We start from the raw sequence: 17,977 nt of genomic DNA, 5'->3' as shown, positions 1-17,977 counted from the left end.
GGTTTGCGCCGCCGCGCTTACGGTCACGACGCTTGCGTGCACGCTTGCTCATAGCTGGCCTCCTTCGTTTCTTGAACTCAATAAAGCTGCCCTCCAGTCTCCCACATGCGGGGGCCGGGCCGCGAACCGGCAGGGCGTGCTGTGGGGGAGTTCAGGGACTCAGGGAATTCCGGATGGCGATGCGTGCCTGGTCCAGCACCGTCTTCACTGTTTCGAGGGTAAGCGGCGTCAGTTGGGCGGAGGCGGCGTGCTTGCGAAGTTCAACCCGCATGTCGTCCCGGAAGGCCTGGACCATGAGCTCCGCATCCTTCAGCAGCAGGAGGCTTTCGGAGGAGTGCCGTCCCGGCCGCGGCCCTGCGCTGGCGGTGCCGCCGGCCTGGGCAGTGTTTCCAGCCCTGGCCGCTGCGCGTGCTGACTCGGCGCCCGCGGCGAGGTCCGCCCGGAGGCCGCGCATGTTGCTGCGGATGTCTTCGCGGAGTTCATCCGCCAGGCGTCGGACCGAGGCCGAAATTCCGGCTTCCACCTCTGCCAGTTCCGCGCGGCGGCTGTCGAGCTCCGCCAGGCCGGCCCGGGTGATCGAGTAGTTGGTGCGGCGGCCGTCGTTCTCCGTGGCCACCAGGCCTTCTTCCTCGAGCTTGCCCAACCGGGGATAGACGGTGCCCGCGCTGGGGGAGTAGGTTCCGCCGAAGCGTTCGGCCAGCGCCTTGATGATCTCGTAGCCGTGCTTGGGCCCGGACTCCAGCAGTGCCAGCAGGTACAGCCGCAGCGCGCCGTGGGCGAAGACCGGCGGCATCAGTTACCGCCTTCGCCCGGCGCCTGCCCGCTCGCGGTGCCGGCGGCGTTCGCCGTCGCGTTGCCGTGGATCACATAGGTCTTGCCGGAGACCGAGTTGGTGCGGATCACCGTGACCCGTTCCGTGGGCCCAAGCGTCGCCTGGACCTTGTTGCCAGGGTGGTTGTGGAATTGGCCGTCGAGCACCACGGCTCCGCTGGCCGATTTCGCCGCGACGTCGGCGCCGATGTCCTGCGGGAGCCTGATGGTGACGTCCCCGGACACCGAATGCGCGGCGATGTCCTTGGCATGCCCCAGCAGGTCGAAGCTCAGGTCGCCGCTGACGGTGGTGGCGCGGACGTTGCTGAAGTCGCCGGAGGCGGTGACTTCGCCCGAAACGCTCTTGGCCGTCAATACTCCTTGGTGGCCGCGCGCGATGACCTCGCCGCTGACGGTGTTCACGTGCAGCTCACCGCTGGTGCCGTCGGACAGGACCGAGCCGGAAACGGTGTTGAGCCGCGTAATCCTGGACGTGCCGGTGACCATGCCGTCACCGCTGACCGTGCCGGCTTCCACGATGATGCCGGCCGGTACCGCGATGCTGATGACTGCCGTGTTGTTGCTGCTGTTGCTCACGGAATCCATCAGGTTCCGGAACCAGCCCTGTGCACCCTGCAACTGGTGCCGGACTTCCAGCCGGCCGTCGACGATGGCGACGCTCAACGGGTCTCCGGCGACGTCCGACACCTCGACCCGGGTGCCGGGTCCGTCGTGCGTGACGATGTCGAAGCGTCCCTTGACGATGCCCAGGCGGAGCGAGCGGACGCCGTCGACGTCAATGGTTTGCGGGCCGGTGACGGTCCAGTTCTGTTCAGACATGACCCCTCCAAGAATTGCGATATATCGCGTTGATGAAGTCACGATATATCGCAACTTGGATCATGGCAATGGTATCCGCTGGAAACCAGGAGCCGGCCTATTCCGGCTGGGCAATCCTCAGCCACTGGAACCAGCCACGGTGCAGCACCAGCCATGCCATCAGTCCGTAGCCGGCCTGGCCGGGGGTGCCGCCGTTGGAGGCGAGGTCCGTACGCCACTGCTCGTGGTTCAGCAGCGGCGAGAAGGTGTCCACATAATGGTGGTTGCGGCGGGTGGTGACGTCCGAGAACGCAGCGTTGAGTTCGGCAAGGCGGCGGTTCCGTGCGGGATCGAGGCCGGGAGGCGGCCCGACGACGAACACCTCCACGCTGTTCTGGCTGGCGCCGTCCAGGATGTTGGCGAGGTTGAGCCGGCTGCGCGCCGTCGACAGCCCGAACTCGATGTCACGAGCCGACAGGCCGATCACGAGGCGATTCTCGTGGGCATCGCTGAAACGCCGTCCCGCCTCGTCCAGCCAGCGGCCCGCCAGGCCCTCGGTGCCTTCCATGGGACAGGGAAGCGAATAGCTCTCCACCGCGACGGAGTCCTGGGGCGTGCGGGCAAGGACGCGGCCCAGCCAGCCCAAGGCCCTCGGATCGCCGAGTCCTGCGAGCAGTTCATCTCCAACAGCCGCGATGCGCAGCTTCCTGTCTTCCACTGTTACCTCTTCACCAACGTTGCGGTCCGTGCTGCGTGCCGGGGCCGGGACGGCTGGCACATCTACCCATTTAAACAGAAATGCCCGGCCGGAGGCGTAAAGCTCCGGCCGGGCATCCCCGTTTGCCTACTTGCGTTCGAAGGCCTGCTTGAGCAGCGTTGCCTGCTCGGCGGCGTGGCGCTTCATGGAACCGGCCGCCGTGGAGGCCGATGCCGGGCGCGACACCAGGCTGATCTTGCGGTCCAGCGCCTGCGGCAGGTGCAGGCCGATGAACGGCCACGGGCCCTGGTTGGCGGGCTCGTCCTGCGCCCAGACGACCTCGGCGTTCGGGTACTTGGCCAGTTCGGCCTCGATCTCCGCCTGCGGCAGCGGGTACAGCTGCTCCACGCGGATGATCGCCGTCGAGGTGTCGCCGGACTTCTGGCGGCTGGACAGCAGGTCGTAGTACAGGCGGCCGGACACCAGCAGCACGCGGTCAACGTTCTGCAGGGCCTCGTGCTCGCCGATGACCGGCTTGAAGCCGCCCGAGGTGAAGTCCTCGACGGCGGAGGCCGCTGCTTTCAGGCGAAGCAGTTGCTTCGGCGTGAAGATGATGAGCGGCTTCCGGGGCCGGCTGTATGCCTGGCGGCGCAGCAGGTGGAAGTGCGAGGCGGCAGTGGTCGGGTTGGCGACCACCATGTTGTCCTCGGCGCACAGCTGCAGGAAGCGTTCGATGCGGGCGGAGGAGTGGTCCGGTCCCTGGCCTTCGTAACCGTGCGGCAGCATCAGCACCAGCGAGGAGCGCTGGCCCCACTTCTGCTCGGCCGAGGAGATGAACTCATCGATGATGGTCTGCGCGCCGTTGACGAAGTCGCCGAACTGCGCTTCCCACAGCACCAGGGCATCGGGGCGCTCCACCGAGTAGCCGTATTCGAAGCCCATGGCGGCGTATTCGGACAGCAGCGAGTCGTAGATCCACAGCTTGGCCTGGTCGTCGCTGAGCTTGCCCAGCGGCATCCACTCGTTGCCGTTGATGCGGTCGTGGAAGACCGCGTGGCGCTGCACGAAGGTGCCGCGGCGCGAGTCCTGGCCTGCCAGGCGGACCGGGACGCCTTCCATGATGAGCGAACCGAACGCCGCGATCTCGCCGAAGCCCCAGTCGATGCCGCCTTCGCGGGACATCTGCTCGCGCTTCTCGAGGAGCTGCTTGAGCTTGGAGTGGACGGTGAAGTCCTCAGGGATCTCAAGGTGTGCCTTGCCGATGTGCTGGAGCACCTCGGCGGAGATGGCGGTCGACGCCGGCGAGTTGGTTCCGGAGTCTGCCTGCTGGGCGATGGGGCGCTCGATGCCCGACACTGCGGCGGAGTCCGCGGTGATGATCGGGATGGGCGAAGTCTGCGCAGCGTGGGTCTCGGCGAAGACCCGCTCCAGGCGTTCCTGGTAGTCGCGGAGCAGCTGCTCGGCTTCTTCCTCGGTGATGTCGCCACGGCCGATCAGGGATTCGGTGTACAGCTTGCGGACGGAGCGCTTCGCCTCGATCAGGTTGTACATCAGCGGCTGGGTCATCGAGGGGTCGTCGCCCTCGTTGTGCCCGCGGCGGCGGTAGCACACCATGTCGATGATGACGTCCTTGTGGAAGCGCTGGCGGAACTCGTAGGCCAGCTGGGCCACGCGGACCACGGCCTCGGGATCGTCACCGTTCACGTGGAAGACCGGTGCCTGGATCATCTTCGCAACGTCCGTGGAGTACGTGGACGAGCGGGAGGAGGACGGCGCGGTGGTGAAGCCCACCTGGTTGTTCACGATGATGTGGATGGTGCCGCCGGTGCGGTAGCCGCGCAGCTGGGACAGGTTCAGGGTTTCGGCAACCACGCCCTGGCCGGCGAAGGCAGCGTCGCCGTGGACCATGATCGGCAGCACGGGGAAGGATTCACCCTGGTCCAGGCGGTCCTGCTTGGCGCGGACAATGCCCTCGAGGACCGAGTCCACGGCCTCCAGGTGCGAGGGGTTGGCAGCCAGGTAGACCTTGGTCTGCTTGCCGTTGTCCGAGGTGAAGGTGCCTTCGGTGCCGAGGTGGTACTTGACGTCGCCGGAGCCCTGCACGGAGCGCGGGTCCTGGGTGCCTTCGAACTCGCGGAACACCTGGGCGTAGGTCTTGCCCGCGATGTTGGTGAGCACGTTGAGGCGGCCGCGGTGGGCCATACCGATGGCGACCTCATCGAGGCCGTCGTCGGCGGCGTCCGAGATGATGGTGTCCAGCAGCGGGATCAGGGACTCGCCGCCCTCAAGGGAGAAGCGCTTCTGGCCGACGAACTTGGTCTGCAGGAACGTCTCGAAGGCCTCGGCAGCGTTGAGCTTGGAGACGATGCGCAGCTGTTCTTCGCGGCTGGGCTTGGAGTACGGGTGCTCCAGCTGGTCCTGGAACCACTGGCGTTCCTTGGGGTCCTGGATGTGCATGTACTCGATGCCCGTGGTGCGGCAGTAGGCATCGCGCAGTACGCCCAGGATGTCGCGGAACTTCAGCATCGGCTTGCCGCCGAAACCGCCCGTGGGCCATTCGCGGTCCAGGTCCCAGAGGGTCAGGCCGTAGGTCAGGACATCGAGGTCCGGGTGCTTGCGCTGGACGTACTCAAGCGGGTTGGTGTCGGCCATGAGGTGGCCGCGGACCCGGTAGGAGTGGATCAGCTGCTGGATGCGGGCAACCTTGTTGATCTCGTCGGCGGGATCGACCTGCAGGTCGGGGCTCCAGCGGACGGGCTCGTAGGGAATGCGCAGGGCTTCGAAGATTTCGTCGTAGAAGTTCTGCGCGCCGAGCAGCAGCTGGTGGACCAGCTTCAGGAACTCGCCGCTGCCGGCACCCTGGATGACGCGGTGGTCGTAGGTGGAGGTCAGGGTGAGGATCTTGCTGATGGCGTTCTGGGCAATGATCTTCTCGCTGGCGCCCTGCCATTCGGCGGGGTAGTCGAGGGCGCCCACGCCGATGATCGCGGCCTGGCCCTTGGAGAGGCGCGGTACGGAGTGCACGGTGCCGATGCCGCCCGGGTTGGTCAGCGAGACGGTGGTACCTGCGTGGTCATCGGCGGTGAGTTTGCCGTTGCGGGCCCGCTTGATGAGGTCTTCGTAGGTGTGCCAGAACTCCGCGAAGTTCATGGTCTCGGCCTTCTTGATGTTCGGGACCATCAGGAGGCGGGTGCCGTCGGGCTTGGGCATGTCGATGGCGATGCCGAAGTTGACGTGCGCGGGCTGGACGGCGACGGGCTTGCCGTCGACCTCGTCGTAGTACACGTTCATGGACGGGAACTGGGAGAGTGCCCGGACCACGGCGTAGCCGATGAGGTGCGTGAAGGAGACCTTGCCGCCGCGGGCGCGGGCCAGGTTGGAGTTGATGACGACGCGGTTGTCGATCAGCAGCTTGGCCGGCACGGCGCGGACGCTGGTGGCGGTCGGAACCTCAAGGCTGGTCACCATGTTGGCGGCGATGGCCTTTGCCGGGCCGCGGAGGACGGAGACGACGTCTTCCTCGGGCGGGGTGGGCGCCTTGGTGCTCTTGGGCAGCTGCGCGGGGATGGGCTGGGCCTGGCCGGGGGCCGGCTTCTGTGCGCCGTCCTTGGCGACAGTGGCCGGAGCCTTCTTGGCCGGTGCTGCGGGGGCCGCCGGTGCAGCAGCGGGGGCTGCGGCCGGAGCCTGCGCGGCGGGGGGAGCCGCAGGTGCAGCAGGCGCCGGGGCGGGCGCCGTTGCCGTGGGCGCCGGGGCCTGTGCTACGACAGGAAGTTCTCGGGTTGCGGGGTTAGCGGGGGCGGCGGAGGTTCCGTTGGAAGAAGTGCCGTCAGCGGTGGTGAAGGATTCGAAAAGAGGCCACCACTTGGCGTCGACCGAATTCTTGTCCTGCTGGTACCGCTCGTACAGTTCGTCAACGAGCCACTCGTTCCCGCCAAATTCCTCTGGTAGACGGTGGCTTGGCTGCTCTGGCACTTGAAATACGCCTCTTCCATGAGTGTTGATGTCCAGCTGGCCCGGTGGAATTGCCTGAAAAACGACGCGGGCCAGGGTCCGGGTCCCTCGGGCTCAGACCCTTGCCAGTCTAGTGAGGGACGGCGCCCCTCTGCCAATAGTGGTGACCTAAATCATGTCTGTGCTACGGAGCGCGCCCTTGAAGTCCCGTTGGGCGCAAGATACGCCGGGGAAACCACACGCGGCGGGACAGGTGCCGCACTGTAGACTGAAGGCCTTATGGACAGTAACTCCAGGTGCCGGCCTGGACGCTGCGGGGGAAGCGGAAAGCTCATCCTTCCCCGGGCGTTCCACAGCGCCGGCAATACCCGTACACATGCCCATCACGCGCCTTCCGCCGCTTCCCGCGGAGCCGCGTCCCAAACCCCGGCCGACCAGCCTCCGCCGGCCTCCGATCCGAACCGGTCCGTCCGGCACCCAGGCGGTGTGGCCTGAGATGGAATGGCTGCTCCTCCTTGCCGGATTCCTGCTTATCCTTGGCACCGGCTTCTTTGTCGCCGTCGAGTTTTCCCTCGTTGCCCTTGACCAGGCCTCGGTCCAGAGGGCGGTGGACGACGGCGACCACGCGGCCCGTCCGCTGCTCGCGTGCCTCAAGTCCCTGTCCACGCAGCTTTCCAGCTGCCAGCTGGGCATCACCCTGACCACCCTCCTGACCGGTTTCGTCATGGAACCGTCGCTCGGCGAACTGCTGCACGGCCCGCTGCAGGCCATCGGCGTCCCCGAGGCCGCCGCGGCTTCGATCTCGTTGGTCATCGCGATGGCGGTGGCCACCCTGCTGTCGATGTTGATCGGCGAACTGGTGCCGAAGAACCTGGCGATCGCGCAGGCCTTCCCGCTGGGCCGGGCACTGGCCCGCCCGCAGCTGATTTTCACCGCGGTCTTCAAGCCCGCCATTCTCCTGCTCAACGGCTTCTCCAATCGGGTCCTGCACCTCTTCGGCCTTGAAGCCAAGGAAGAAATCTCCGGTGCGCGCTCGCCGGCCGAACTCGCCTCCCTGGTGCGGCGATCGGCGGAGCTGGGAACGCTCGACGCCGGAACGGCCAACTTCGTGGCGCGCACCTTGAGCTTCGCGGAACGGACGGCGGCCGACGTCATGACGCCGCGCATCCGGATGGAGACCATCGCCGCGGAGCAGCCGGTCAGCGACATCATCGACGCCGCGCGGCGGACCGGATACTCCAGGTTCCCCGTCATCGGCGACTCCGCGGACGACATCCGTGGGGTGGTGCACGTGAAGAAGGCCGTGGCCGTTCCGCGGGAGCGGCGCGACGGACTGGAAGCCGGCGCCATCATGGCCGAGGTGCTGCGGGTGCCGGAAACCATCCACCTTGACGCCTTGCTCTCCGAACTGCGGGAAGGCAACCTCCAGCTCGCCGTGGTCCTTGACGAATATGGCGGCACTGCCGGTATCGCCACGCTCGAGGACCTCGTGGAGGAAATCGTGGGCGAAGTGGCGGATGAGCACGACAAGGTGCGTCCGGGGCTGCTGCAAAGCGCCTCCGGCGACTGGTACTTCCCGGGACTGCTGCGCCCGGACGAAGTGTCCGAACAGATTCCCGGGCTGCTTGTCCCCGACGATCCCGCCTATGAAACCGTGGGAGGTTACGTGATGAGCCAATTGGGTCGCATCGCCGTGACCGGAGACGTGGTCGAGGCCGGGGGTGGAACGTTGTCCGTCACCAGGATGGACGGCCGCCGCATTGACCGGATCCGCTTCAGGCCCGCGCCGCCGGATGAAGCTGACGGCAGCGGCGGGAGTGCTGGAACCGGCGCCGGCCGAGGCGATGCCAAGGGGGTGACCGCATGAGCGACTGGACCGGAATCCTCTGGCTCGTCTTCCTGCTGATCGGCAACGCCTTCTTTGTCGCCGCTGAGTTCGCTGTCATGTCCGCCCGCCGCAGCCAGATCGAACCGCTCGCCGATGCGGGCTCCAAGCGCGCCCGGACCACGCTGCATGCGATGGAGAACGTCTCACTCATGCTGGCCTGTGCGCAGCTGGGCATCACTGTGTGTTCGCTCCTGATCCTCCAGGTGGCCGAGCCTGCGATCCACCACCTCCTGGCGTCGCCGCTCGAAGCGCTCGGGGCTCCGCATGAACTGGCGGATGCTGCGGCGTTCACCGCCGCGCTGCTGATCGTGACGTTCCTGCACGTGACCTTCGGAGAGATGGTCCCGAAGAACATCTCGGTGTCCGTGGCCGACAAGGCGGCACTGCTCCTGGCGCCGCCGTTGGTCCATATCGCCCGCTTCGTGAAGCCGGTGATCTGGACGCTCAACTGGAGCGCGAACCACATCCTGCGCCTGATGCGGGTGGAGCCGAAGGACGAGGTCGCGTCTTCCTTCACCCTCGAAGAGGTCCAGTCGATCGTGCAGGAATCCACGCGGCACGGCCTCGTGGACGATGAGTCCGGGCTGATCAGCGGTGCCTTGGAGTTTTCGGCCCACACGGCATCGCACATCATGGTGCCCGTGGACAAGCTGGTCACGCTCAAGCCCGGCACCACTCCGCGGGAGCTGGAGAAGGCGGTCAGCCGCACCGGATTTTCGCGCTTCCCGTTGCTGGACGACGACGGCGGGCTGGCCGGCTACGTGCACATCAAGGATGTGCTTTCCATCCCGGAGGAGGGGCAGCGCCATCCGATTTCGGAAGGCCGGATCCGCTCGCTGGTGAACTTGTCGCCCGACGACGAGATCGAGGACGCCCTGGCAGTCATGCAGCGGACGGGCTCGCACCTCGGCCGTGTGGTGGATCCCGCCGGGACCACCATCGGTGTGCTGTTCCTCGAGGACGTCATCGAACAGCTGGTCGGTGAGATCCGGGACGCTACCCAGGCCACGGGGATCCGGCGCCTGGGCAGCGCGGACGGAGCCTGAGCCATTACGGGTCATCTAAGCCTAAATAGGAATCATTCCTATTTAGGCTTAGACTCGTTAAAGCAACAACCATCTCCGTCCGCTTCCGTTCAGAACTGAGGTTTCCGTGCGCCGCCCAGCCGCCCGTTTGTCCCTTGCCGTTTCCGCAAGCCTGGCCATCCTGCTCTCCGCCTGCTCGGCACCCGCCGCGACATCGCCGTCGTCGTCCTCCGCGAACGGCGCCATCCCGGTGGTGACGTCCACCAACGTCTACGGCGACATCGTCAAGAGCATCGGCGGGGACAAGGTCTCCGTGGATTCGCTCATCAACAAGACGAGCCAGGACCCGCACTCCTACGAAGCGACCGCCCAGGACAAGCTGGCGGTGTCCAAAGCCAAGCTGCTGGTGGAGAACGGAGGCGGTTACGACGGCTTCCTGCACAAACTTGCCGACGACGTGAAGTTCGACCACGCAAACGTCATCACCGCCGTCGAGGTCACCGGACTGGCGCCGCACGAGGACGAAACGGCTGAAGGTGGCCACGGCGAGGAAACCCACGGCGAGGAAACTCACAGCGAAGAGGCTTCCCACAGTGAGGAAGCCTCCCATGCTGGGGAAGAAGCGCACCACGACCACGGCGCGTTCAACGAGCACGTCTGGTACAACCCTGCGGCGATGGCGAAGGTGGCTGACGCCGTGGCTGCGCGGCTCGGTGCCCTTGACCCGGCATCTGCTGCACAGTTCACGGCCAACGCCGCCACCTTCAAGTCCGGGCTGTCCACCATCACCGGGAAGCTCGACGCCGTGAAGGCGAAGCACGCCAACACCCCGGTGGCCATCACCGAACCGGTGCCGGTGTACCTGCTGGAAGCGGCAGGCCTGGTGAACAAGACGCCTGAGGAATACAGCGAAGCGATCGAGGAAGAAGCGGACGCCTCGCCCGCCGTGCTGAAGGAAGTCAAGGACCTCCTGGCCTCGGGCAGCATCAAGCTCCTCGCCTACAACCAGCAGACCGAAGGCCCTCAGACCGAAGTGGTCAAGGCAGCCGCCACCGCGGCCGGCGTGCCGGTGGTCGACTTCACCGAGACCATCCCGGACGGCAAGGGCTACCTCGCCTGGATGGAAGGGAACGCAGACGCGCTCGCCGGCGCGCTGGGCAAGTAGACTTGCGTTCGTTGGTCAACGCATCGGACGCATGGACAGAGGTTAGTTTTTGACACCGCTAGTGAGCCTTCGCGGAGCCAGCCTGAAATTCGGCAAGAGGGTGCTCTGGGAAGGCTTGGACCTGGAGATCAATCCGGGTGAATTCTTCGCCGTGCTCGGGCCCAACGGCAGCGGCAAGACCAGCTTCCTCAAGGTGCTGCTGGGTCTGCAGCAGCTGCACTCCGGCCACGTGGACCTCGGCGGGCACCCCGTGGAGCGCGGCAGCAAGCGGATCGGTTACATCCCGCAGCAGAAGTCCTTCGCCGCTGACACCCCGCTCCGGGCCCGCGACCTGGTAGGGCTCGGCATCGACGGGCACCGTTGGGGCCTGAGGTTGTCCGGGCGGAACGTCAACCGCCGGATCGACGAGCTCCTGGAGCTTGTGGGCGCCACGGACTACGCGAAGGTTCCAGTGGGCAGGCTCTCGGGCGGCGAGCAGCAGCGCCTGCGCGTGGCGCAGGCGCTCGCCTCCGATCCTCAGGTCCTGCTGTGCGACGAACCGCTGCTGTCTTTGGACCTGCACCACCAGCTGGCCGTCAGCGCGCTCATCAACCGGCAGTGCCATGAACGCAACAGCGCCGTGGTTTTCGTGACCCACGAGATCAACCCGGTCATCGATTACGTGGACCGGGTGCTCTACCTGGCCGGCGGGCAGTTCCGGGTGGGCACACCGGACGAGGTCATGACCACCGAGGTGCTTTCGGAACTGTACGACAGCCACGTGGAAGTCATCCGCGCCAACGGAAGGATCGTCGTCGTCGGCCTGCCGGACGCCACCACGCACTTCCATGACGACGCGCATGCGGGACTGGCGGAGGGCCACTGATGGATTTCGAGACGTTCCTGCAGACCGTCTTCAACTTCGAGAACTACGGGGAGCTGCTCCAGCTGGTGCAGAACTCCATCTGGGCCGGCGCCGTCCTGGGGCTGCTGGGCGGCATGGTGGGAACCTTCGTCATGAAGCGGGACCTGGCTTTCGCCGTCCACGGCATCTCGGAGCTGTCCTTCGCCGGGGCCGCTTTCGCGCTGCTGATCGGCGCGGACATCGTGTTCGGTTCCCTGATCGGTTCCGTCGCCGCCGCGCTGCTGCTGGGCGTGATGGGCGTCCGGGCCCGGGACAAGAACTCGATCATCGGTGTCATCATGCCGTTCGGCCTGGGCCTTGGCATCCTGTTCCTGGCCCTCTACGAAGGCCGCGCCGCGAACAAGTTCGGCCTGCTCACGGGCCAGATCGTCTCCGTGGACACGGTGCAGCTGCAGGCCTTGGCAGGGACCGCCGTCGTGGTGATGATCGTCCTCGGCCTCATCTGGCGGCCGCTGAGCTTCGCAAGCGTCGACCCGGACATGGCCGAAGCCCGCGGCGTACCGGTGCGCGGGCTGGCGATCGGGTTCATGGTGCTGCTGGGCGTCAGCGTGGCGCTGTCCATCCAGATCGTGGGGGCGCTGCTGGTGCTCGCGCTCCTGATCACCCCCGCCGCGGCGGCCCTGCGGGTGAGCACCTCGCCGCGCGTGGTGCTGTTGCTGAGCGTGCTGTTCGCGACCACTGCCACCGTGGGCGGCATCCTGCTGGCCCTGGGCAGCCGGATTCCGATCAGCCCCTACGTGACCACGTTGTCGTTCCTGATCTACGTGGCCTGCCGGATCATCGGCGAGGTACGGGCCAGGAGCGGCCGCAACGGACGCATCGTGCGGGAAGCTCCGGCGCCGGCGGCACAGCCGGAAGCCGTCAGCTAGCAGCCTCTACAGCCCGCCCGCAGCCTTCTTCGCCGTGCACTCCGGGCAGAGCCCGAAGATTTCGACAGTGTGCGCCACCTCCGTGTAACCGTGCTCGGCGGCGGTACGCGCAGCCCAGGTCTCGACGGCGGGCGCCTCCACCTCGACGGCCTTGCCGCAGTTGCGGCAAAGCAGGTGGTGGTGGTGCCCGGTGACCGCGCAACGGCGGTACACGGCCTCGCCGTCGGCGTTGCGCAGGACGTCCACCAGGCCTTCGTCCGCGAGTGACTGCAGGATCCTGTACGCGGTGGCGAGGGATACGGAAATGCCCTGGTTCTGGAGGAGGCGGTAGAGCTCCTGGGTGCTGACGAAGTCGTCGAGTTCATCGAGCGCCGCGCTCACCGCGAGGCGTTGCTTGGTGACCCTCTGCTCCCGGCCGGGCTTGGCGTCGTGACCGGGGTTTGCGGCGGCGGCTTTGGGGCCGGAAGGCATGCGTGGACTCATTTCGCTGGCGGCGTCGTGCAGACACCAAGATTACCAGCCGGGCGCGGGCCGGGGCCTGTCTCAGCGGCGGGCCCGCACGCTAGCCTTGCTGCATGAAGCTCACCAAGTACACCCACTCCTGCGTCCGCCTGCAGAAGGAAGGGCGGGTGCTGGTGATCGACCCCGGAACGTTCTCCGAAGCCGAGGAAGCGCTGCAGGGCGCACATGCCGTGCTGATCACCCACGAGCACCCGGACCACGTGGATGCCCCGGCGCTCCTTGAAGCGTTGCGCGGCAATCCGGATCTTGAGGTGCACGCCCCGGCCCGCCTCGCCGCTGATCTCGCCGACAAGGCGGGCGACGACGGCGGCCGGGTACATGCCGTCGAGCCCGGCACTTCCTTCGCCGCGGGCGGCTTCGCGGTGCGCGCCTTTGGCGGCCAGCACGCCCTCATCCATCCGCTGATCCCGGTGGTGGCGAACATCGGGTACCTGGTGGAGGAGAACGTCTTCCATCCCGGCGATTCCTTCGTGGTGCCGGACGGGATCGACGTGAAGACCCTGCTGGTGCCGCTGCACGCGCCGTGGTCCAAGGTGGGCGAGGTGGTGGACTTCGTGGTGGCCGTCCGTGCCCCGCAGGCGTACCCGGTCCACGACGCATTGCTCAATGAGCTTGGCAGGGGGCTGGTGGAAGGGCATGTAGGCCGGATCGGCGGCAAATACGGCACCAAGTACACCAGCCTCGCGCCGCGGGAGTCGGTGGAGGTCTAGCCCCGGAAGCCTTCGGGCCATTTCCCGGTCTCGAAGAACTCCGCCAGGACCGCCTCGTACGGACGCGGGTCCAGGCCCTTTTCGTCCAGCCATTCCTGCTTGTAGTAGCTGCCTGCGTAGCGCTCGCCGCCGTCGCACATGAGCGAGACGATGCTGCCGCGCTTGCCCTGTGCCACCATGTCCGCCACCAGCTGCCACACGCCCCAGAGGTTGGTGCCGGTGGACGGGCCGGCCTGCAGGCCGGCAAGGCTGCGGAGGTGCCGCATCGCGGCGACCGAGGCGGCATCCGGCACAGGGATCATGGTGTCGATGACGGCCGGTACGAAGCTCGGTTCCATCCGTGGCCGGCCGATGCCCTCGATCCGGGACGGCATGCCGGTGCTGAACTCGTCCGCTCCGTCGCGCCAGCCGGGGTAAAACGCCGAGTTTTCGGGGTCGACGACGGCCAGCCGGGTTCCGTGGCAGTGGTACCGGAGATAGCGGCCGATGGTGGCGCTGGTGCCGCCGGTGCCGGCACCCACCACGATCCACTCCGGGACCGGATGCTCTTCGAGGGCGAGCTGTTCGAAGATCGATTCGGCGATGTTGTTGTTGCCGCGCCAGTCCGTGGCCCGCTCCGCATAGGTGAACTGGTCCATGTAGTGGCCGCCGCACGTCCGCGCTGCTTCCTGCGCCGCCGCGTACACCTCGGAGGCGTGGTCCACGAGCAGGCAGCTGCCGCCGAATTCCTCGATGAGGGCGATCTTCTCGGGGCTGGTGGTGCGGGTCATGACCGCGATGAAGGGCAGGCCGATGAGCCGTGCGAAGTACGCCTCCGAAACGGCGGTGCTGCCGCTGGAAGCCTCCACAATGGTGGTGCCCTCGTTGATCCAACCGTTCACCAGCCCGTACAGGAACAGCGAGCGCGCCAGGCGGTGCTTGAGGCTGCCCGAACGGTGCGTGGACTCATCCTTGAGGTACAGCTGGACGCCCCAGTGCTCCGGCAGCAGCACGGAGTAAAGATGGGTGTCCGCGGAACGGTTGTTTTCCGCCTCGATGCGCCGGATGGCCTCGCTGGCCCAGGACCTGTTTTGCTTCCCTGCAGTCTTCACCGATCCAGCCTACCGGCGCTGGTTATAGGCTGGGACCAGTCTGACTGGCCAGGGAACGAAGGAGTTGTGAATGGGCACGCTGATGGATGTCGCCACCCTCAAGGAACGGATGGATTCCGGTGCGCGCACTGTGCTGCTGGACGTCCGCTGGGTCCTCGGCGATCCCCATGGGCATGAGCATTACCTCGCCGGCCATCTTCCCGGCGCGGTGTACGTCGACCTCCACCATGAGCTGGCCGATCCCTCCGTGGAAGGCGAAGGCCGCCATCCCTTGCCTTCCGTGGAGGCCCTGCAGCGCAGCGCGCGTGCCTGGGGCATCAACGACGGCGACACCGTGGTGGCCTACGACGACAACGGCAGCACCGCTTCCGCCCGTGCCTGGTGGCTGCTTCGCGATGCCGGCCTGGAGTCCGTGTACCTGCTCGACGGCGGCCTGGCAGCCTGGCGCGCAGCCGGCTTTTCCGTCATGGAAGGGGAACAGCCGGTCTCCGAAGGTAACGTCACCTTGGCCCGTGGCCGGATGCCCGGCATCGACATGGCCGGAGCGGCTGCCTGGCCCGCGCAGGGCATCCTGCTCGACGCCCGGGCCGGTGAACGGTACCGCGGCGAGATCGAGCCCATCGACCCCCGCGCCGGCCACATTCCCGGTGCGCTCAGCGCGCCGACCGGGGAGAACCTGGCGCAGGACGGCCGCTTCCTGGACCCGGAGCAACTGCGGGCCCGCTTCGCCGGGCTCGGAATCGACGGCGGCACCGCCGTCGCGGTCTATTGCGGCTCCGGCGTGACAGCAGCACACCAGATCGCGGCGCTGGAGGTGGCGGGCATACGGGCCGCCTTGTATCCGGGGTCCTTCTCGCAGTGGTCCTCGGAGGCCTCGAACGAGGTGGCCGTCGGTGCCGCACCCGGTGGTAGCGTCGGAGCATGACGCCCGGACGCCCCGTACCGCCGCCGCTCGGCAAGGTTCTGACCCCCGCCGCCGAACCCGGCGGCACGCTCACCGCAGCCATGGGCGCCGTCTCCGCGGACAGCGGCCTGGTCCCGCTGACCATCGCGCGGCGCGCGCCGAAAGCGGACGACGTCGAAATCGACATTGAATTCTGCGGGCTCTGCCATTCGGATGTGCACGCCACCCGCGGCGAGTGGGGGAGCCGGCCATACCCGCTGGTGCCGGGGCACGAGATCGTGGGCCGGGTGAGCCGGCTCGGCTCCGCGGTGGCGGACTTCAGCGTCGGTGACCTGGTGGGCGTCGGCTGCCTGGTGGATTCCTGCCGCGAGTGCGAAAGCTGCCTCGAAGGCCTGGAACAGTACTGCGAGCGCGGCAACGTGGGCACGTACGGGGCGAAGGATCCGCGCAACGGCGGGGCCGTCACCCAGGGCGGCTACGCGGGGAGCATCGTGGTGGACCGCCGCTTTGTCCTGCGCATCCCCGAGGGCCTGGATCCTGCGGCCGCGGCGCCGTTGTTGTGTGCCGGAATCACCACGTTTTCGCCCCTGCGGTACTTCGACGTGGAGTCCGGGGACGTCGTGGGCGTCGTGGGCCTCGGCGGACTCGGCCACATGGCGGTCAAGATCGCGAAGGCGATGGGCGCGGAGGTGGTCGTCTTCACTACCTCCGAAGGCAAGGCCGACGCCGCCCGCTCGCTCGGGGCGGACCGCGTGGTCCTGTCACGGGACGCTGAGGCCATGGACGGGGCCAAGGGGACGATCGACGTCATCATCGATACCGTGGCCGCCTCCCACGACCTCAATCCGTACCTGCGGACACTCCGCCTGGGCGGAGCCCTGTTCCAGCTCGGCCTGCCCCCGGAAGGAATGCCACCGGTCAATCCCGGCCTGCTGATCCGCCGCCGTCTGGCCTATTCCGGCTCACTGATCGGCGGCATTGCCGAAACCCAGGAGATGCTGGATTTCTGCGCCGGACACGGCGTGGCCTGCGACATCGAAACCGTCGGCGCCGGAGAACTCAACGAAGCCTACGACCGGATGGTCGCCGGCGACGTCAAATACCGCTTTGTCCTCGACACCAAGACCCTGCACACCCCGTCCGAAAAGGCAGACGCATGAGCACCCTCTTCACCAAGATCATCAACGGAGACATCCCCGGCCGCTTCGTCTGGAAGGACGAGGACGTGGTCGCATTCCTGAGCATCGCACCGCTGGCCGATGGCCACACCCTGGTGGTTCCGCGCCTGGAAGTGGACCGCTGGACCGACGCGCCGGCCGAGGTCATGGGCAAGGTGACCGCGGTGGCCCAGACCATCGGCAAGGCGCTGGTTGATGAATTCGCGTCCGCCCGGGCGGGACTGCTCGTGGCCGGCTACGAAGTGGACCACCTGCACGTCCACGTCTGGCCCTCCAACTCGATGGCCGATTACGACTTCGGCGCTGTGGACCAGAATCCGGACCCGGAGAAGCTTGAGGCCAACGCCGAGCGTATCCGTACGGCGCTGCGTGACGCCGGCCATGCGGAGTTCGTCCCGGCGTCCTGACAGGACTCTGCCTAGCCGCGTGTGGGGGTCATCGCCACCATGCCGGCGTAGGTGAAGCCGCCGCCGAAGCCGAACAGCAGCGCCGGTACGTTGGACGGGATGCGGCCGGAGTGCCACCACTTGCTGAGGCCGAGAGGCACGCTGGCCGCGGAGGTGTTGCCGGATTCGGTCACATCGGTCACCACCACCTTGTCGCTGAGGCCAAGCCCCTTGGCGAGCGGTTCGATGATGCGCAGGTTCGCCTGGTGCGCCACCAGGACCTCGATGTCGTCCAGCGTGAGCCCGGCGCGTTCCACGGCGTCGCGGGCGTGGCCGACGGCGTCGAGCAGGCCCCAGCGCAGCACCTCCCGGCCGTTCTGGGCGAACTTGCCGTTCGGCGGGCCGATCAGCACTGCATCGGCCATGTCCGTGCGGGATCCCCACACCACCGGTCCGATCCGCGGTTCGTCCGAAGGCCCGACGACGGCGGCACCCGCGCCGTCCGCGACCAGCACCGCCGTGGTGCGGTCCGTCCAGTCCGTGACGGCGGAAAGCGTTTCGGCCCCGGCCACGATCGCGTGCGTGGCGGAGCCGGACCGGATGGCCTGGTCCGCGATGCCGAGTGCGTATTCGAAGCCCGAGCAGGCGGTGTTGATTTCGATGACGCCCGGCCCGCGGCTGTCCACGCCAAGCTGCAGGGCCTGGGCGATCCGGCCCGCCGTGTTGGGGGAGCGTTCCTGGGAGGTGGTGGTGGCGACTACCACCAGGTCGATCTGTTCCGCGGCCACACCTGAATCGGCCAGTGCCATCCGTGCCGCGTCCGTGGCGAGCGTGGCCACGGTTTCGCCTTCGCCGGCGATGTGGCGGGTGACGATGCCGGTGCGCTGGCGGATCCATTCGTCGTTGGTGTCCAGGATCTTCTCAAGCTCGAAGTTGTCCATGACCCGGAGCGGCTGGGCGTGGCCGAGGCCGCGGATTTCGGTACCGGCCGGGCCGCTCGGCAGTGCGGGAAGGTGCAGGGTCATCCTGGTCCTTTCAAGGGGCAGCCCGCAGGCAGG

At 67.3% G+C, this 17,977-nt stretch carries 16 protein-coding genes; 9 read left to right on the top strand and 7 right to left on the bottom strand.

Annotated features, from left to right (window positions below; translation table 11 throughout):
• Positions 1–151: 151 nt before the first annotated feature.
• The 4 genes from BIU82_RS01690 to BIU82_RS01675 form a co-directional block, all read right to left on the bottom strand.
• Positions 152–793 carry a PadR family transcriptional regulator gene (locus BIU82_RS01690; RefSeq protein WP_070347709.1) on the bottom strand — a complete coding sequence of 214 codons (642 nt, stop codon included), beginning with the start codon at positions 791–793 and terminating at the stop codon, positions 152–154.
• Positions 793–1,650, bottom strand: coding sequence for a DUF4097 family beta strand repeat-containing protein (locus BIU82_RS01685; protein WP_070347708.1), 858 nt, complete (start codon positions 1,648–1,650; stop codon positions 793–795). Before BIU82_RS01685 ends, BIU82_RS01690 begins: the two co-directional genes overlap by 1 nt.
• Positions 1,651–1,747: 97 nt before the next feature.
• Positions 1,748–2,347 carry a GDSL-type esterase/lipase family protein gene (locus BIU82_RS01680; protein WP_171906477.1) on the bottom strand — a complete coding sequence of 200 codons (600 nt, stop codon included), beginning with the start codon at positions 2,345–2,347 and terminating at the stop codon, positions 1,748–1,750.
• Between the two features lie 126 nt (positions 2,348–2,473).
• A complete protein-coding gene (locus BIU82_RS01675; protein WP_070347706.1) occupies positions 2,474–6,298 on the bottom strand; it encodes a multifunctional oxoglutarate decarboxylase/oxoglutarate dehydrogenase thiamine pyrophosphate-binding subunit/dihydrolipoyllysine-residue succinyltransferase subunit in 3,825 nt (1,274 codons plus the stop codon).
• Between the two features lie 475 nt (positions 6,299–6,773).
• Here BIU82_RS01675 and BIU82_RS01670 point away from each other — a divergent pair, with 475 nt between their 5' ends.
• The 5 genes from BIU82_RS01670 to BIU82_RS01650 all read left to right on the top strand — a co-directional run bounded on the left by BIU82_RS01670 (position 6,774) and on the right by BIU82_RS01650 (position 12,128).
• A complete protein-coding gene (locus BIU82_RS01670; protein WP_070347984.1) occupies positions 6,774–8,144 on the top strand; it encodes a hemolysin family protein in 1,371 nt (456 codons plus the stop codon).
• Entirely contained in the window at positions 8,141–9,211 is a 1,071-nt protein-coding gene (locus BIU82_RS01665) for a hemolysin family protein (RefSeq protein WP_070347705.1), read from the top strand. Before BIU82_RS01670 ends, BIU82_RS01665 begins: the two co-directional genes overlap by 4 nt.
• A gap of 106 nt (positions 9,212–9,317) precedes the next feature.
• Positions 9,318–10,355, top strand: coding sequence for a zinc ABC transporter substrate-binding protein (locus BIU82_RS01660; protein WP_070347704.1), 1,038 nt, complete (start codon positions 9,318–9,320; stop codon positions 10,353–10,355).
• Between the two features lie 61 nt (positions 10,356–10,416).
• Complete coding sequence (locus BIU82_RS01655) at positions 10,417–11,220, top strand: metal ABC transporter ATP-binding protein (protein ID WP_070347703.1); 804 nt, start codon at positions 10,417–10,419, stop codon at positions 11,218–11,220.
• Positions 11,220–12,128 carry a metal ABC transporter permease gene (locus BIU82_RS01650; RefSeq protein ID WP_070347702.1) on the top strand — a complete coding sequence of 303 codons (909 nt, stop codon included), beginning with the start codon at positions 11,220–11,222 and terminating at the stop codon, positions 12,126–12,128. Before BIU82_RS01655 ends, BIU82_RS01650 begins: the two co-directional genes overlap by 1 nt.
• 6 nt (positions 12,129–12,134) lie before the next feature.
• On the opposite strand, the gene BIU82_RS01645 is transcribed toward BIU82_RS01650, so the two are convergent.
• Positions 12,135–12,599, bottom strand: a complete 465-nt coding sequence (locus BIU82_RS01645) for a Fur family transcriptional regulator (RefSeq protein ID WP_070347701.1) — start codon at positions 12,597–12,599, stop codon at positions 12,135–12,137.
• Between the two features lie 104 nt (positions 12,600–12,703).
• Between BIU82_RS01645 and BIU82_RS01640 the strand changes: the two genes are divergently transcribed.
• Positions 12,704–13,360, top strand: coding sequence for an MBL fold metallo-hydrolase (locus BIU82_RS01640; protein WP_070347700.1), 657 nt, complete (start codon positions 12,704–12,706; stop codon positions 13,358–13,360).
• On the opposite strand, the gene BIU82_RS01635 is transcribed toward BIU82_RS01640, so the two are convergent.
• Positions 13,357–14,451: a PLP-dependent cysteine synthase family protein gene (locus tag BIU82_RS01635; RefSeq protein WP_070347699.1), complete on the bottom strand. Its 1,095-nt coding sequence runs from the start codon at positions 14,449–14,451 to the stop codon at positions 13,357–13,359. The genes BIU82_RS01640 and BIU82_RS01635 overlap by 4 nt on opposite strands.
• Before the next feature lie 70 nt (positions 14,452–14,521).
• On the opposite strand from BIU82_RS01635, the gene BIU82_RS01630 reads away from it, so the two are divergent.
• From BIU82_RS01630 to BIU82_RS01620, 3 genes are read left to right on the top strand one after another with little or no spacing between them, the layout of a single operon-like run.
• Positions 14,522–15,376 (top strand): sulfurtransferase, encoded by an 855-nt coding sequence (locus tag BIU82_RS01630; RefSeq protein ID WP_070347698.1) that lies wholly within the window; start codon positions 14,522–14,524, stop codon positions 15,374–15,376.
• The gene (locus BIU82_RS01625; RefSeq protein ID WP_070347697.1) at positions 15,373–16,515 is read left to right on the top strand and encodes an NAD(P)-dependent alcohol dehydrogenase; all 1,143 of its coding nucleotides are present in this window, start codon (positions 15,373–15,375) and stop codon (positions 16,513–16,515) included. Before BIU82_RS01630 ends, BIU82_RS01625 begins: the two co-directional genes overlap by 4 nt.
• The gene (locus BIU82_RS01620) at positions 16,512–16,940 is read left to right on the top strand and encodes an HIT family protein (protein WP_070347696.1); all 429 of its coding nucleotides are present in this window, start codon (positions 16,512–16,514) and stop codon (positions 16,938–16,940) included. The genes BIU82_RS01625 and BIU82_RS01620 overlap by 4 nt, the downstream gene beginning before the upstream one ends.
• A gap of 11 nt (positions 16,941–16,951) precedes the next feature.
• Here the strand turns inward: BIU82_RS01620 and BIU82_RS01615 are convergent, their stop codons facing one another.
• Positions 16,952–17,944, bottom strand: coding sequence for a beta-ketoacyl-ACP synthase III (locus BIU82_RS01615; RefSeq protein ID WP_070347695.1), 993 nt, complete (start codon positions 17,942–17,944; stop codon positions 16,952–16,954).
• Positions 17,945–17,977: the final 33 nt, after the last annotated feature.

Source organism: Arthrobacter sp. SW1 (genome assembly GCF_001766675.1).
Taxonomy (GTDB): Bacteria; Actinomycetota; Actinomycetes; order Actinomycetales; family Micrococcaceae; genus Arthrobacter.
Note: the sequence above shows the minus strand (reverse complement) of the source record. Positions and strands in the feature narration are given on the sequence as shown.